Origin of the sequence: Palleniella intestinalis (assembly GCF_013166595.1) — a bacterium.
Classification (GTDB): Bacteria; Bacteroidota; Bacteroidia; order Bacteroidales; family Bacteroidaceae; genus Prevotella; species Prevotella intestinalis.
Genome location: NZ_JABKKG010000004.1, coordinates 376130 through 392214, shown reverse-complemented (window position 1 = coordinate 392214; position 16085 = coordinate 376130). Strand labels below are relative to the sequence as shown.

Genomic DNA, 16085 nt, shown 5'->3' with positions numbered 1-16085 from the left:
TAACTACAAATACGAGTTGATATTTCATAAGCCTAAAGCATCTTGTATCTCTTCCATAGTCATTGTGCGACAACGGCCATTCCTCAAATCCTCCTCACCACGACATATCGCAGCAAGATTCTCCGGATTCTCAAACCATTTGTCACCGCTCGGACTAACAGAAAGTTTATTCTTTCTGCTCTTCTGCACAGTACATCCCAGTTCCTTTGCCAAGGAACGCAAAAGTTTCATCTTGCTTACCGGGACATTCAATGTCAATGTATTATAAGTCTCCATAATTGCTTGCAAATTTATCAGTTAAGCTATTTCAAACGCAAATATATAAATTTTCTGTCAATCCTGCAAATAAAACGAGAAAAATCCTCTTACAGTTGAAATTACACAAATACATTTATCAAAACCACAGACACCACTATTAACCAACAGCGGCACACCTTTCATTGAAGGCATGCCGCTGTTTTTCATTATCATAAAATGGCAGTCAAAACAATGATTGCCATACGGTTGCGATTATTTCACAACGCCTTTTTCGAGGTACTCGGCGAGGTTTGTACGCATCACGCTGGCAACATGCTCGGCAGCAACCTTCTGCATGTCATGCGCAACCATTATCTCAACAAGCTTTTCGAAAGAAGTTGTCTGCGGATTCCAGCCAAGTTCGTTCTTCGCCTTTGTAGGGTCGCCCCAGAGGTTGACAACGTCTGTAGGACGGTAGAAGTCCTCACTGACAGCGACAACGACCTTGCCTGTCTTCACATCGATACCCTTCTCGTTGACGCCTTCGCCTTCCCAACGCAGCTCTATGCCGGCATAGTGGAATGCGAGAGTTGCGAACTCGCGGACAGTATGCTGCACACCGGTAGCGATGACAAAGTCTTCCGGTGTATCGTGCTGAAGGATAAGCCACATACACTCAACATAATCCTTGGCATAGCCCCAGTCGCGGAGAGAGTCAAGGTTACCGAGATAGAGGCAGTCTTGCTTTCCCTGAGCGATGCGTGCGGCAGCAAGAGTAATCTTTCTTGTCACGAATGTCTCGCCACGACGCTCTGACTCGTGGTTGAAGAGTATGCCTGAGCAGCAGAACATGTCGTATGCCTCACGGTACTCCTTGATAATCCAGAAGCCGTAGAGCTTTGCAACAGCGTAAGGAGAGTAAGGATGGAACGGAGTCTTCTCATTCTGAGGCACTTCCTCCACCTTTCCATAAAGCTCTGAAGTGGAAGCCTGATAAATCTTGCAAGTCTTCTCCAGATGGTTTGTGCGCACAGCCTCCAACACACGGAGCACACCTGTCGCATCAACATCGGCAGTGAACTCCGGAGCGTCGAAGCTCACCTGCACATGTGACTGTGCAGCAAGGTTATATATTTCGTCAGGGCGCACAAGTCCGACAAGCTTCACAAGCGACATAGAGTCTGTCATGTCGGCATAGTGAAGGTGGAAATGCGGAGTTCCTTCGAGGTGCGCTATACGCTCTCGGTAGTCCACACTGGAGCGGCGGATGATACCATGAACCTCATAACCCTTGTCGAGGAGGAACTCTGAGAGGTAACTTCCGTCCTGACCTGTCACACCTGTAATCAATGCTACTTTCTTTTCCATAGATACTTTCTGTTGTTTATTGTTTTGAATATTTTATTTTTATTACATTAAGAAATTGACTCCTTGTACCATTCAAAAAGTTTCTGCACACCGTCCTCAATCTCCACTTTGTGCGTCCAACCGAGAGAATGGAGCTTGGAGACATCTATGAGTTTGCGCATCGTTCCGTCAGGTTTGCTTGCGTCAAAGCATACTTCTCCCTCAAAACCTACTGCCTTCACCACAAGTTCGGACAACTCACGGATAGTCAGTTCCTTACCCGTTCCGACATTGATATGGCAGTTCCTTATCTCACCGAGTGACGGAATCGCACCGCCACGGCCTGCGGAATGGTTGCGGTCAACAGCACCATCGACACTCGCGCCATAATGAACACTGGAATATTTCTCTATGCCGATAATGTCCTTGAACTCCACGTTGAGCAGGCAATGCACGGAAGCGTCCGCCATATCCTCACTCCAAAGGAACTCGCGGAGCGGAGTGCCTGTGCCCCACAGTGTCACACGATTGTTCTCTATGCCGTATTTCGCCAGCACTTTCTCTATCTCCTCGTTGCTTGCCTTGCCGTCGACACCCTCCACAGGACGGATGTCCATGTCCTTGCGCAAAGCATCCCAATCGCTCTCATGGATGAGTTTCGCAAGGTAAATCTTGCGCATCATCGCAGGCATCACATGTGAGTTTTCAAGGTGGAAATTGTCATTCGGACCGTAAAGGTTGGTAGGCATCACGGCAATGTAGTCCGTACCATACTGCAAGTTGTATGACTCACACATCTTCAAGCCCGCAATCTTCGCAATGGCGTACTCCTCATTCGTGTACTCCAGTTCGGAAGTGAGGAGGCAATCCTCCTTCATCGGCTGCGGAGCGTTCTTCGGATAGATGCATGTGCTTCCGAGGAACAGGAGTTTCTGCACACCGTGGGCATACGCCTCACTGATGACGTTGCACTGCATCTTCATGTTCATCATCATGAAGTCGGCACGGTACAGCGAGTTAGCCATGATTCCGCCCACGAAAGCTGCCGCAAGGACTACCGCATCGGGACGCTCCTCGTCAAAGAAAGCGCGCACGGCAACCTGGTCCGTGAGGTCCAGTTCCTTGTGCGTACGTCCTACAAGATTGTCATAACCGCGGGCTTTCAGGTTGTTCCAAATGGCAGAACCCACCAAGCCACGATGACCGGCAACATAGATTTTGCTGTCTTTTCTCAGTTTCATTATCCTAATTCTCTTTTTGTTTGTAAACCTCTTTCTATATATAGTTTAAGTCTAAAAATCACTGCAAAGATAGCAAAAATATTATAATAATCTTAGAATTTCAAAAAAAAACAATAATTTTGCACATATTTTTATCATATATCTATGAATATTGCAGTAATCCTTGCCGGCGGCAGCGGTTCGCGTGTCGGCGGCGACAAACCGAAACAGTTCCTCCGTGTGGCGGGAAAAATGATTATCGAGCATACAATCGAGGCTTTCCATGACAATCCGCGCATCGATGAGATTGCCATCGTCTCACGCGAGGATTATATCGAAGAAGTCCGTAAAATGGTTGCTGACAACGGCTATGCCAAGGTGAAACATGTCCTTTGCGGTGGCAAGGAGCGTTACCATTCGTCACTCGCCGCCATAAGCACATGCAGCAATGACAATGACCGCCTGCTCCTGCACGACTGTGTGCGACCGTTGGTGACACAGCGCATCATCAATGATTGCCTTGACTCCCTTGACCGGTATGAGGCTGTGGATGTGGCAGTTCCGACGACAGACACTATCATCGAGACAGCACCCGACGGCAGAATCGTGCGCATACCGTCACGCAACAGCCTCCGCAACGTGCAGACACCGCAGGGCTTCCGCTGCGGAACAATCCGCCGTGCATTTGAGCTTGCCCTGCAGGACCCGGCTTTCATGCCGACGGACGACTGCTCCGTGGTGTTCCGCTACTTGCCGGACACTCCCATTTTCGTGGTCGAGGGCGACCCAATAAACATCAAAGTGACTTACCGCGATGACCTGAAAACTGTGGAGGAGCACATCCTTGGCAGGGTACGGTGACACACTTCACAAAAACATAAAAACACATTGCAAAACAAAAATGTAGCACTTCATCTTACAATGGCTGACGCTTTATGCAACAAATAAAGCACTCCACATTTGCACAGTCAGGAAAATTTCATTACTTTTGCACTACGCATGCCGTTACACAGTAACGGAGGGCGGCAAAGAACAAGCATATTCCATAACGAAACGAAATGAACACAGCAATCATCATAGCAGGAGGCTCGGGCAACAGAATGGGGCAGGACATCCCCAAACAGTTCATAAACGTCTATGACAAGCCTGTACTCATCTACACTCTCGAGGGCTTCCAGAAGCATCCGGGCATCGATGCGATAGGCGTTGTCTGCATCAGCGGCTGGGAAAAGGTTGTCGAAGCGTACGCCAACCAGTTCAACATCACGAAGCTGCAGTGGATAGTACCGGGCGGAAACAGTGCCCAGGAGAGCATCCGCAATGGTGTTGCGCACCTCGAAGGGACATGCTCGCCTGACGACATCGTGGTCATCCACGACGGCATCCGCCCGCTTATCGACGACACTGTGCTGACGGATGTCATAGAGAAAGCCGCCACCTACGGCAACGCTGTTACCTCCATGCCGTACAATGAGCAGATTTTCGTCGTCGACAGCAATGACGAAACGACAACAACACAGTTTATTCCGCGCGAGACTCTGCGGCGTGTCTCCACCCCACAGGCATACCGCTACGACCTGCTCAGTGAGAAATACCACGAGGCTTTCACAAAGGAAATAGGCATTTACGGCTCACATTACACCAACACAATGATGGTTGAACTGGGCGTAAGGCTGCATTTTGCAAAGGGTTCTGACAAGAACATCAAACTGACAACCAAGGATGACCTTGAGCTTTTCAAGGGTTATCTTACCAAAGGAAAGGACAACTGGCTGAAATGATTAACAAGAAACATCCATTATATACAGAAGACATCCGCAATGTCCTCAGCGTGAAAGGCATTGAAAGGCTGCAAGGGAAACGCATCATCGTCACCGGTGCAACAGGACTTCTTGGCGTCCACCTCATCGATGCGCTCATGACTCTCGGCGATGTGGGCATCATTGCCGTGGGAAGAAACCGTGAAAGGGCTGCCGAAAGGTTGGGAGAACATTTCTCTTCCCCACTCTTCTCTTTCCTCGAACAGGACGTCATGCTGCCTTTTCCTGAAGACATCACCGCCGATTACATCATCCCTCTTGCGAGCAACACCCACCCTCTCGCCTACTCACAATACCCGGCGGAGACGATGCTCATCAACCTTAAAGGGGCGGAACATGCTCTCGAACTCGCACGAAGGTGTGGCGCGACAGTGCTTTACCCGAGCACCGTGGAGATTTATGGCAACGCACGCGGCAACGATGTGTTCACCGAGGACTACACAGGTATGCTGAATCTCGCCACAAGCCGTGCCGGCTACTCGGAGTCAAAGCGTTCCTGCGAGGCTCTGTGCCAGTCGTATGGCGCGGAATATGGCGTGAAAGTGAAGATTGTGCGCCTTAGTCGTGTCTTCGGACCGACAATGCTGATGTCGGACAGCAAGGCTTCCTCACAGTTCATAAAGAAGGCTCTTGACGGTGAGGACATAGTGCTTAAATCGGAGGGAAAGCAGTTTTTCTCCTACACTTACACCGCCGACGCTGTCGCTGCAATGCTCCACATCATGCTGAACGGCACGGACGACATGGCATACAACATCGCCAACGACAGCTGCAATGTCCATCTGAGGGACTTTGCTGGGCTTTGTGCGGAACTGTGTGGCAGGAAAGTTGTCTTCGACCTTCCTTCCGAGAGCGAGCGGAAAGGGTTCTCCGTGGCGATGAACGCCATACTTGACACCGAAAAGCTCCGCAATTCGGGCTTCACTCCAATGTACACAATGAGGGATGCCGTGGCGCGGACGATACACATTTTGAAGAATGACTGAACTCGAAGAATACAACAAAAGGCATCTTCCTGCAGTGCACAGGAAGGAACTTGCCATACTTTGCGCGATACACGACATCTGCGTCCGCCACAAAATAGACTACTGGCTTGACGGAGGGACGTGTCTCGGCGCTGTCCGCCATAAGGGGTTCATCCCCTGGGATGATGACATCGACATCGCAATGCGCACGGAGGACATCCCGCGCTTTGCCGAAGTGGCACGGAAAGAGCTGCCTGAGAGCATGTTTCTCCAGACCATGGAGACCGACCCGTCATGCCGTCTGCCGACAATAAAGGTGCGCGACCGCGACTCGTTCGTGGTGGAGTACGGCGACGATTTCAGTCGTCCATACTGCAAAGGGCTGTTTGTGGACATCTTCCCGATGCACTCCTACCCGACCATATCACAAGGTTTCTGCAAGCGAGTGTGCCGTGGTTACTGCCGCGCAAACGGCATTCTGCTCCAACAGCATGTCTATTCATGGCGCGCCGTGGCAGAATTGTTTTGGTTCGGAGCGAAAAGAGCCTATTATAATATAATGTGGAAAGCGGCAAATATGTTGCTGAAACATGACACATATTTCGGCAACCGCATCTCCGACAACGGCTATGGCATCATGCACCGCAAGGACTCTATCTTCCCCGTTAAGCCGATTTCATTCGAGGGAAAGGAGTTTCTCGCCCCTGCAAACCCTGACGCTTACCTCAAAGATCTGTACAAGGACTACATGAAACTGCCGCCTGAGGACAAGAGAAAGGGACACGCAGTGTTCTTCCTCGAGACTCTTTCAGGAAAATGACCATGCGGAAAAGAGCACAAAAGACAACATTTCCAACAAAAAACACTACAACATGAAACCGGCACTCGTTGACATATCGGTACTATTACTCTTCCATGCGCGTCCCGACCACTTCGGGAAAGTGTGGGCGGAGGTCAGGAAAGCGCGCCCGAAACGCCTGTTCCTCTTTCAGGACGGGCCACGCCTTGTGGCAAAGGACGGCACACCTGTGACGGACATCCGCCTTTCAAAGGACCGGCAGGGCATAGAGGAATGCCGCCGTATGGTGGACGACACGATGATCGACTGGGACTGTGAGGTGCACAGAAACTACCAAGAGAAGAACCTCGGATGTGACCCGAGCGAGTTCCTTTCGCAGCAATGGGCGTTCTCGCTGACGGACAAGTGCATAGTCCTTGAGGACGATGATGTGCCGAGCCTGTCATTCTTCACGTTCTGTAAGGAGATGCTTGACAAGTACGAGGATGACCCTCGGGTGACAATGGTTGCAGGATTCAACACTGACGAGGATTCGCGGAAGCATCTGAAAGCGGTCAACGGCACCGTTCCCGACTACTTTTTCACACGCGCTTTCTCCATTTGGGGCTGGGCTTCGTGGGCAAGAGTGATAAGGAATCTTGACGGCGAATATGGTTTTGTGCATGACAAGGCGCAGTTCGAGAAGCTGAAAGAGAAGGCGAAACTCCACCGGCAGCGCAGCGAGATGATCCCACTCTGCCTGCAACACAGCACGACCGGCATCCCTTACTACGAGACTATCTTCTGGGCATACATGACCCTCAACGACGGACTTGCCATAATGCCGTCCGTGAACCTTATCAACAACATCGGCCTTGACGGAGGGACGCACTACGCCACACAGCTTGATTTGCAGCCGAAACGCCTGCGACGGCAGTTCACCATGAGACGACATGAGTTGCAGTTTCCGCTCTCCCACCCTGCCGAAGTGGTTGAAGAACCGGGCTATCAGCAACGCTGGTACTTGCGGAACGCGTGGGACAACCCATGGCGCAAGGTACAATACTCTCTCGAAGAACTGTGGCTGAACCTCCGCAAGGGCAATTTCAGCACCATAATCTCTTCACTCCGAAACCGCATAAAGAAGACTCTCGGATAATGAAAGGCATTGCCTTGCCATACCGGACTTATGCCTTACATCATGTAGCATTGTCCTGCAGAAAAACCATGTGTATCAACGGGCCTTGCAAAAGGTTACCTTTCACCATGCAAAGTGTTACCTTTTGCACCATAAAGTGTTACCTTTTGTACAGTAAAGTGTTACCTTTCGCAAAAGCATAGCTATCCGCCACCGGCACATAGCGCACAAAACGCTGACATACAGCCATATAAACCATTTTTCAACAGTGACCGGCAGCAGCCTTAACCCTGACAAACGAAAGCAACAACAGCCAATGGCGACCCTTAAAGAAAAGACCGCAAAAGGCTTCCTCTGGGGAGCGATGAACAACGGTGCGATGCAGATTCTCAACATGATTTTCGGTGTCGTGCTCGGCAGGCTCTTGTCCAAAGAGGATTATGGACTGATAGGCATGATGGTGATTTTCACCTCTATCGCCGCCGCTTTGCAGGACAGCGGGTTCGTCACGGCACTGACCAACCGCAAGAACGCCACGCACCGCGACTATAACTCTGTCTTTTGGTTCAACATCGGAGTGAGCATGGGACTCTATTGCCTGTTCTTCCTCGGCGCTCCTTTGCTCTCACGGTTCTACGACGAACCGCTGCTGACACCGCTGTTCAGGTATTACAGCCTGTGTTTCCTTGCCGCCTCGTTCTCCATTGTGCCAAGGGCGATGCTCTTCAAGCAGTTGCGGCAGAAGGAACTCGCCATCATCTCCACCGTCTCCCTGCTCGTTTCAGGCATCGTGGGAGTGTCGATGGCATTCGCAGGCATGGCGTATTGGGGACTTGCCACGCAGAGCCTTATCTACACACTGATGGTTTCCGTCGTGAGCTGGATAATCTCCGGCTGGCGTCCCTCGCTCGAAATAACGATGCAGCCGGTACGTGAGATGTTCGGATTCTCAAGCCGTATGCTACTGACAAACATCTTTCAGCAGGTGAACAACAACATTTTCGCCGTCGTTCTGGGCAAGATATACTCGAAAAGTGAGGTGGGCGTCTACAATCAGGCCAACAAATGGAACACCATGGGCACCTCCGTCATCACGGGAATGGTGCAGGGCGTGGCGCAACCTGCCTTTGTCGAGATTGGCGACGACAAGGAACGCCTGTGCCGGGCATTCTCCAAAATGCTGCGTTTCACGTGCATCGTGTCCTTCCCCGTATGCTTCGGGCTTGCCCTTGTGGCACCGGAATTCATCACAATCCTTATCACGGAGAAGTGGCTTCCTTCGGCTTACCTCATGCAGACACTGTGCATCGGAGGCGCATTCCTGCCGATTTCCGCGCTATATTATAATATGGTGATTTCCCGGGGCAAGTCAAACATCTACATGTGGAACATCATCTGCCAGGGCATTGTCATGCTTTCCACAATCCTTGCCATACATTTCCTTGGCGGAGACGTGACGGATATGGTCAGGGCGTATGTCGCTGTAATCATCATTTGGACGGCAATCTGGCATCATTTCGTAAGGCGTGAGATTGGTTTCTGTGCTTTGCAGGCTGTCAGGGACATACTTCCTTTCTGCTTGTTTGCCTATACCACAATGCAAATTACAAAGCTGCTGACGGACGGAATAGGAAACATCTATCTGCTTCTCGTGGCGAAAATCGCGATTGCGGTTGCCATTTACCTTGCCTTTGTATGGCTTTTCAGCAGAAAGGACATGAGGGAGTGCATCGCATTTTTGCGCAAAAAGAAATAAGAAACAATCAAGACAAAAAGACAAACAAAGAGTATCGTGACCGTATATTTCTATCATACACAGGACCTTAACTACATCTACAGAGAGTGGAAAGCCGGGCGTTTTCCCGCTCATCTTCTGTATGGTGCGACGCATCTTCCGGACGAAGGCATCGGTGTGGTCATGCACAAGCATTCCAAAGCTGACGGCAGCCGTATCGTTTCGGCAATGAGGAACGCCGCAAAGGTCATCTTCTGCAAGGAGAAGTTTGACGCTGTCTATGCCACAAAGTATAATGGTCTCGAACTGCTCATATTCCTTCGCGCCCTGGGTCTGTACCGCAAACCGATTATTCTGTGGCATCACCAGCCTGTAGTCGTATCGAAAGGATGGCTGAAGAACATGGTTTCACGGCTCTTTTACAAGGGCATCGACCACATGTTCTTCTTCAGTGACCATCTCCTTGAGGTGTCTTTGGCAACGGGAAAGGTCACAAGGGACAAGGCGGAGCAATGCCCATGGGGTGCCGACCTTGCTTATTACGACCGGCTGATGGCAGCACATCCCTGCGAAAGAAAGGACTTTATCTCCACAGGAAAGGAACGTCGCGACATGCCGACATTGCTTGCTGCCTTTGCGAAATGCAGTGACCAACACCTTGACCTGATAACGGCTGCCGACTGTTGCGGCACGAATTATGAGGAGATGCTTAGTGTTGCGAGCATTCCGGAGAATGTTTCCGTGACCATAAACCGTACGATGTGGATTCCGGAACTTGCGGAAAGGATTCTCCCGCATAAGTGTGTCTGCATCTGTTGCAAGGAGACAAACTACACGGTGGGTCTCACAACGCTTGTCGAAGCACTCGCTTTCGGTATGCCGGTGATTATCTCCAAGAACCCTAACCAGCCTTTCGATGCGGAAGAAGAAGGGTGTGGCATAACCGTAGACTACAACGACACTGAGGGTTGGGTCAACGCCATACGCCGCATTTCGGACAATCCGGAGGAGGCATCCCTCATGGGCAAGCGTGCAAGAAGCCTTGCCGAATCGACGTACAACATAGCCAACTGCGCACGCATTGTGGCGAATGCGCTAAGGAAATTTGAGAAATAGCGACAATTTTGACAATAAAGTCAGTACTGACAATATTGACATTACTGTCAGCACTGCCCCCAAAAACATCCAAAACCAATGAACTCACACTACGACATATTCAACACCCTATGCACCATCCCTCGCCCGTCGCACCACGAAAGCAAGGTGGCGGACTTCCTATGCACGTTCGCCGACAGCCACGGACTGCATTGGCGGAGGGACAAAGAGAACTGTGTTGTCATCGAAAAACCTGCCTCTCCGGGCTATGAGGACCATGAACCAGTGGTCATTCTGAACCACATGGACATGGTCTGCGTGGCAGACGAGGGCTTCAGCTTTAACCCTCTGAAGGACGGAATCACACCTGAGACCATCGAAATCGACGGAGAGAAATGGATGCGTGCCAAAGGTACGTCCCTCGGAGCAGATAACGGTATGGGGCTTGCAATGGCACTTTCCATACTCGCTGACGACTCTTTGAAGCATCCGGCGTTGGAGGTGCTGACGACAACCAACGAGGAGGACGGCATGAGCGGTGCCGCTTCGTTGGCACAAGACTTCATACGTGGCAGACGGGTGCTTAACCTTGCCTCGGAAGCGTATGACGAAATCACCGTGGGAGCAGCAGGGGCGTTCATACAGACCGCACACCTTCCGTTCAAGAAAATACAGAAACCTGACGGTTATGTGACATACACCGTGACTGTGAAAGGCGGAAAAGGCGGCCACAGTGGTGTGGACATAACTCGCGGAAGGGCAAACGCCATCAAGGTTCTTGCCAACCTTCTGTTAGTGGCAATACGCCAACTGGACATCAAACTGTACCTTGTCAGCTTCAACGGTGGCACAGCTGCTGCCTCTATCCCTGGTAATGCAGAGGCGAAAATCGTACTCCCGAAGGACAAGGCCGTGGCTTTCGAGACACTTACAAGCCAGTGTCACGAGGCTGTAAAGCAGCAGTTCGGAAGCACGGACACCGGCATTTCGGTGGCTTGTGAGCCATCTGTATGGCACAGCACAATCGTCAGCGAGGAGGGTACTCATCTTCTTCTCGCCTGCCTTAACGGTATTCCTGTCGGACCAATCGAGATGCATCCGTCAATAGAGGGCACTCCGTTGACAAGCAACAACATAGGTACTGTAAGGCAAACCGCCACAACATTCGACATAACTACCCACACTCGGAGCCTTGACGATAACAAAATGGAGCAGCTTGCAGACCAAATCAGGCGCATTTTCGTCATCAGTGGCGCGACAGTCGACACCGTCATGAACGCTCCGGCATGGCAGGAGGACAGCGACAGCGAACTTATCACACTTGCCTGCGATACCTTCCGCGATGTACTTGGCTTCGAACCGAAGAAGACTGCTATGCACTTCGTCCTCGAAGCGGGCTACTTCGTGCAGAAATTTCCCGGCATACACATCGCAAGTATAGGGCCTCGCATCCTCGAACCGCACAGCACAAGCGAGAGAGTTCAGCTCTCCACAGTAGACAATATACGGCGTGTTGTCATCGAAATGCTGGCAAGGATGTAGGTCATTCCGGCGGTTTCAGATAATTGGCGGTAGCATGATGAATCATGATATAACATGTTTTGTCATGATTCATCATGTTGCATCTTGATTAATCATGCTGCATCCTGAGAAAACATGATGAGTCTCTTAACCTTAACCCACAACCCAACATCACCATGAAAGTCCTTATCCTCAGCACATTCGAGCACACCGGAGGGGCGGCGATAGCAGCCAACAGACTGCTAAGCGCACTGAACCATAACGGTGTCTCTGCCACAATGCTATGCCGGAAGAACATATCTTGGGGGCCGAAAGCACTGCGGAAACAGTCGTGGAGCTCCATTTTCGAGCGTCTGGCGATATGGATTGCCAAAGGATTCTCCGCAAAAGACCTGTGGGCTACCGACCCTGCACTATTCGGACAGGACATAACAACCATACGGGAGTTCATGGAAGCCGACATAATCCACCTCCATTGGATAAACCAAGGGTTTCTTTCCCTTGACACAATCCGCAAAATCACGGAGAGCGGAAAGCGCATCGTATGGACAATGCATGACGAATGGTCCTTGGAAAGTGTATGGCACTACACCGAGGGCGTTATGCCCGACGCACCTTTCGACAAGAGAGTGTTCGCCAAAAAGCAAGACATCCTCGCCCGAAAGAACATCACTTTCGTCGCCTGCAGTGAGTGGCTGGCACGCATAGCCCGGCAGAAAACACTCGGAAAAGGGCAGGACATTGTGTCCATTCCTAACCCTATCGACACCCGACTGTTCCACCCTGCCACCGACAGGACAAAGGAACGTGAGGCGTTTGGTCTGCCCAAGGACAAGAAAATAGTGCTTTTCGTCTCGCAGAACGTCAACGACGAGCGCAAGGGCATACGCTATCTGGGCAAGGCGCAGCAACTCCTCGGCGATGACATCGTGACCATCGCGCCGGGCAGGGACATCCCTTACATCAGCGGAGCAGAGAACATGGCACGACTGTATGCCTGCGCCGACGCCTTCGTGACCCCTTCCTTGCAGGACAATCTGCCAAACACCGTCATGGAAGCCATGGCTTGCGGCACACCGTGTGTGGGCTTTAATGTGGGCGGCATACCGGAGATGATTGACCACAAGGTCAACGGCTATGTGGCAGAGTACAGGAACGCCGACGACCTTGCCAATGGAATACGCTATGTCCTCTATGAGAACAATGCGGAAAGCCTAAGCAAAGCGGCAAGAGAAAAAGTCGAATCATGCTACAGCGAAAGAAGCGTAGCGGAGAAATACATCAACATATACAACAGACATGCTTAAGAAACTATTCGGAATCTTCAGAATACAGAAGGAGGAGCGCACAGGAGCAATCATCGCGCTGCTTGTGTTCATCGCACTGAACGCCCTCAATGTGGCACGCTATTTCAGTGCCTTGTCGGGCGTGGACAACAACACTTGGGCGAAATTCATCAAGGGTTGGCACGTCTCGGGCTTTGACCCGATAACCTATTCCGTACTGACAAAATGGACAATAGGCTACAACATCTACCGCCACCCGCTACTCCCCTACTTCGTATGGCCGTTCAGCAAGCTCAATGAGGGTCTTATGGCACTGACAAACACTAACTTCGCCATCATCATCACGGCGTGCATCCTCGTGTTCTGTGCCTTCTATGCCTACATCTTCCTGAACAGAATCTTTTGGGAAATCATCGGCATAAGGCGCAGCGAAGGTTATGTCCTCTCGGCCTTGACCTTCTCTTTCGCCTACATAATGCTGTCAACTCTCGTTCCCGACCATTTCTGTCCGTCGATGTTCTGCCTTGTGTTGACGCTCTATCTCTGCGGCCTCAAACTGCAGAGAGGCAGGGCTTTGAACTGGTGGCAGACGGTACTGATGTTCTTCTTCACGGCAGGAATATCGCTGAACAACGGTCTGAAAATCTTCCTTGCGGCACTTGTGACGCGTGGAAGACGCTTCTTCCGCCCGGGCTACCTTGTCGTTGCGGTGCTTCTGCCGTCAGCTCTCATTTGGGGAAGCGCACGCTGGAGCTACAAGGAGTTTGTCTGGCCGAAGGAGATGCAGCGTAAGGCGAAGAAGGAGATGATGCAGAAAAAACAGCTCGATCGCATACGCCGGCATGTCATGGACACAATAAAGACGAAGGACAGCGCTGCCGTGGCCGCCGTCATGGACAGCGTAAAGGCACGGATAGAGAAGAAAAGGGAGCGACGGAAAACCATGAGCGCGGCCTACAAGCATACCGGCAAACCGATGGCGCAGGGAGAATTCATGCGGTGGACGGACATCAGCACCTCGCGCACCGATGTCGCAATAGAGTCGCTTTTCGGAGAGGGAATAATGCTGCATGAGGACTATCTGCTGAAGGATGTCCTCGTCAACCGCCCTGTAATAGTGCACTACCGCAACTGGGGCAACTACATCGTGGAAGCGTTCCTTGTCGCAATGTTCCTCGCAGGAGTATGGTTCGGCAGACGCTCACGCTTCATGTGGACGGCGATGTCATTCTTCCTCATGGACATGGCACTGCACATCGGACTCGGATTCGGCATAAACGAGGTGTTCATCATGTCTGCCCACTACCTCTTTGTGCTGCCGATAACAATGGCTTTCGTGCTGAAAGCGATGCCGGAAGCGTGGCGCAAGCGGCTGACAATAGCACTCGCTATAGTGGCGGTGTACTTATGGATATGGAACACGGCACTGCTAACGCAGTACCTTTACTTCTTGTAAGTATGTGGGACGGTATGGACAATATTGACAGTACTGACAGAAATGCCAATACTGACAGCTTGAAAAAACATGAAAAAACTTATCACAAAGCATCGTGAGACGCTCCTCGTGGCACTCCTCGGACTGGTCATCTTCGCCCTGCTCAACTACCTTATGGTGCAGTGGCATGAAGAACCGTGGACAAATCCGAAGATGGGCTATTGGAGCGTGTTCCGCAAATACTTCTGCCTTTCGGGCTTCGACGCCCACACTTACGTAACAGTCTCCAAGTGGCGTCCTCTCTACGAACTCTACCGCCACCCTATGTTGGCACTCTACATGTGGCCGCTCTCGTGGATAAACGGCCGGCTGAACGACATCTTCCACATAAACTGCGCCATATACACCGTGGCGGTGGCGTGGACAATCCTCAGCACCGCAACGTGGACACTGCTCTACAAACTCCTGCGCAACGTGGTCGGACTTGCCGTCGGCAGCGCACTCCTGCTGTGCCTGTTCCACTACTCTTTCTCCCATGTCATGCTGGCTGCGATAGCTCCCGACCACATGATTATTACGCAATTCCTGCTCATCCTCACCCTTTTCCTCGCCACACGACGCAAAGAAGGTCTCTCCTCATGGCAGGCTTTGACGCTGTGCTTCGTCAGTGCAGGCGTGAGTCTGACAAACGGCATAAAGATTTGGCTCATGGACATCGCTTCACTGGCACGGGAAAAACTCACAATCAACAACATCATGCGCCGCTCCCTGCTCTACCTCATACCAGCATCTATGCTTGGCGCAATGTACTTCATACAAACAGAAACCACCGAAAAGGAGGAGCACCAATGGCAGGTGACGATGCGCGACAAGAGAATCGCCAAGGACAGCACTTACCTTGTCCGGCTCCGCGCCGACAGTCTACGGCAGGCAAAGGAGAGAAGCCGGCAGACAACGGACAGCAAACTCTTCCAATGGACTGACAATTCCGTGGAGCGAGTGCCGCTGCTCGTGGAGAACATCTTCGGGGAAGGGCTTATCCTTCATGAGGAGCATCTGCTCGAAGATGCCAATCTGACGAAGAATCCGCGCCCTGTAATCATACGTTATGGCAACAATTGGGAATACATCGCCGAGGGAACTATCGTCGCCCTCTTCGCACTCGGGCTGTTCTGCGCCATACGCAAGCGGTTGATGTGGATGGCTCTGCTGCCTTTCCTCTTCGACATGTTCCTGCATGTCGGCATGCGTTTTGCCGCCTCTGATGCCTACATCATGACCGCCCACTGGGCTTTCGTCATCCCGATAGCCGTGGCGTACCTTGTCAAGAGGGCCGGAGAGATGGACAAACGCCACATTTTGCCCTTGCTCCACGTTATGCTCCTTGTCCTCACCGCCACACTTTGGTGGCATAATCTGTCATTGATTGCAGGAAAACTCTTGGAGCATTCATAAGCCAACGACCACACCCCACAACCAATTGATAACAAACCACTTACAAAAGCATA

At 51.4% G+C, this 16085-nt stretch carries 14 protein-coding genes; 11 read left to right on the top strand and 3 right to left on the bottom strand.

All coding sequences use genetic code 11. The features are described 5' to 3' along the window. Positions 1–24: 24 nt before the first annotated feature. From HPS57_RS08060 to HPS57_RS08050, 3 genes are all read right to left on the bottom strand, one after another. Positions 25–276, bottom strand: coding sequence for a hypothetical protein (locus HPS57_RS08060; RefSeq protein ID WP_172181936.1), 252 nt, complete (start codon positions 274–276; stop codon positions 25–27). A gap of 234 nt (positions 277–510) precedes the next feature. Then, positions 511–1605, bottom strand: a complete 1095-nt coding sequence (gmd, locus tag HPS57_RS08055) for a GDP-mannose 4,6-dehydratase (RefSeq protein WP_135938332.1) — start codon at positions 1603–1605, stop codon at positions 511–513. A gap of 47 nt (positions 1606–1652) precedes the next feature. Next, positions 1653–2825 carry a GDP-L-fucose synthase family protein gene (locus HPS57_RS08050; RefSeq protein WP_172181935.1) on the bottom strand — a complete coding sequence of 391 codons (1173 nt, stop codon included), beginning with the start codon at positions 2823–2825 and terminating at the stop codon, positions 1653–1655. A 144-nt stretch (positions 2826–2969) separates the two neighbouring features. Between HPS57_RS08050 and ispD the strand changes: the two genes are divergently transcribed. The 11 genes from ispD (at position 2970) to HPS57_RS07995 (ending at position 16032) form a co-directional block, all read left to right on the top strand. Next, positions 2970–3665 carry a 2-C-methyl-D-erythritol 4-phosphate cytidylyltransferase gene (gene ispD, locus HPS57_RS08045; RefSeq protein ID WP_172181934.1) on the top strand — a complete coding sequence of 232 codons (696 nt, stop codon included), beginning with the start codon at positions 2970–2972 and terminating at the stop codon, positions 3663–3665. A 197-nt stretch (positions 3666–3862) separates the two neighbouring features. Further along, the gene (locus HPS57_RS08040; protein WP_172181933.1) at positions 3863–4585 is read left to right on the top strand and encodes an IspD/TarI family cytidylyltransferase; all 723 of its coding nucleotides are present in this window, start codon (positions 3863–3865) and stop codon (positions 4583–4585) included. Further along, entirely contained in the window at positions 4582–5610 is a 1029-nt protein-coding gene (locus HPS57_RS08035) for an NAD-dependent epimerase/dehydratase family protein (protein ID WP_172181932.1), read from the top strand. The genes HPS57_RS08040 and HPS57_RS08035 overlap by 4 nt, the downstream gene beginning before the upstream one ends. Continuing rightward, positions 5603–6409, top strand: coding sequence for a LicD family protein (locus HPS57_RS08030; protein ID WP_172181931.1), 807 nt, complete (start codon positions 5603–5605; stop codon positions 6407–6409). The genes HPS57_RS08035 and HPS57_RS08030 overlap by 8 nt, the downstream gene beginning before the upstream one ends. A 52-nt stretch (positions 6410–6461) precedes the next feature. Then, positions 6462–7526 carry a hemolysin activation protein gene (locus HPS57_RS08025; RefSeq protein WP_172181930.1) on the top strand — a complete coding sequence of 355 codons (1065 nt, stop codon included), beginning with the start codon at positions 6462–6464 and terminating at the stop codon, positions 7524–7526. Between the two features lie 295 nt (positions 7527–7821). After that, positions 7822–9261: a lipopolysaccharide biosynthesis protein gene (locus tag HPS57_RS08020; protein WP_172181928.1), complete on the top strand. Its 1440-nt coding sequence runs from the start codon at positions 7822–7824 to the stop codon at positions 9259–9261. Between the two features lie 36 nt (positions 9262–9297). Next, the gene (locus tag HPS57_RS14515; protein ID WP_172181926.1) at positions 9298–10356 is read left to right on the top strand and encodes a glycosyltransferase; all 1059 of its coding nucleotides are present in this window, start codon (positions 9298–9300) and stop codon (positions 10354–10356) included. A 78-nt stretch (positions 10357–10434) separates the two neighbouring features. Continuing rightward, complete coding sequence (pepD, locus tag HPS57_RS08010; RefSeq protein ID WP_172181924.1) at positions 10435–11877, top strand: beta-Ala-His dipeptidase; 1443 nt, start codon at positions 10435–10437, stop codon at positions 11875–11877. A 155-nt stretch (positions 11878–12032) separates the two neighbouring features. Further along, positions 12033–13163: a glycosyltransferase gene (locus HPS57_RS08005; RefSeq protein WP_172181922.1), complete on the top strand. Its 1131-nt coding sequence runs from the start codon at positions 12033–12035 to the stop codon at positions 13161–13163. Then, on the top strand, positions 13156–14598 hold the full coding sequence (locus tag HPS57_RS08000; protein WP_172181920.1) for a DUF6080 domain-containing protein: 1443 nt from the start codon (positions 13156–13158) through the stop codon (positions 14596–14598). Before HPS57_RS08005 ends, HPS57_RS08000 begins: the two co-directional genes overlap by 8 nt. Positions 14599–14667: 69 nt before the next feature. Beyond that, complete coding sequence (locus HPS57_RS07995; protein ID WP_172181918.1) at positions 14668–16032, top strand: DUF6080 domain-containing protein; 1365 nt, start codon at positions 14668–14670, stop codon at positions 16030–16032. Positions 16033–16085: the final 53 nt, after the last annotated feature.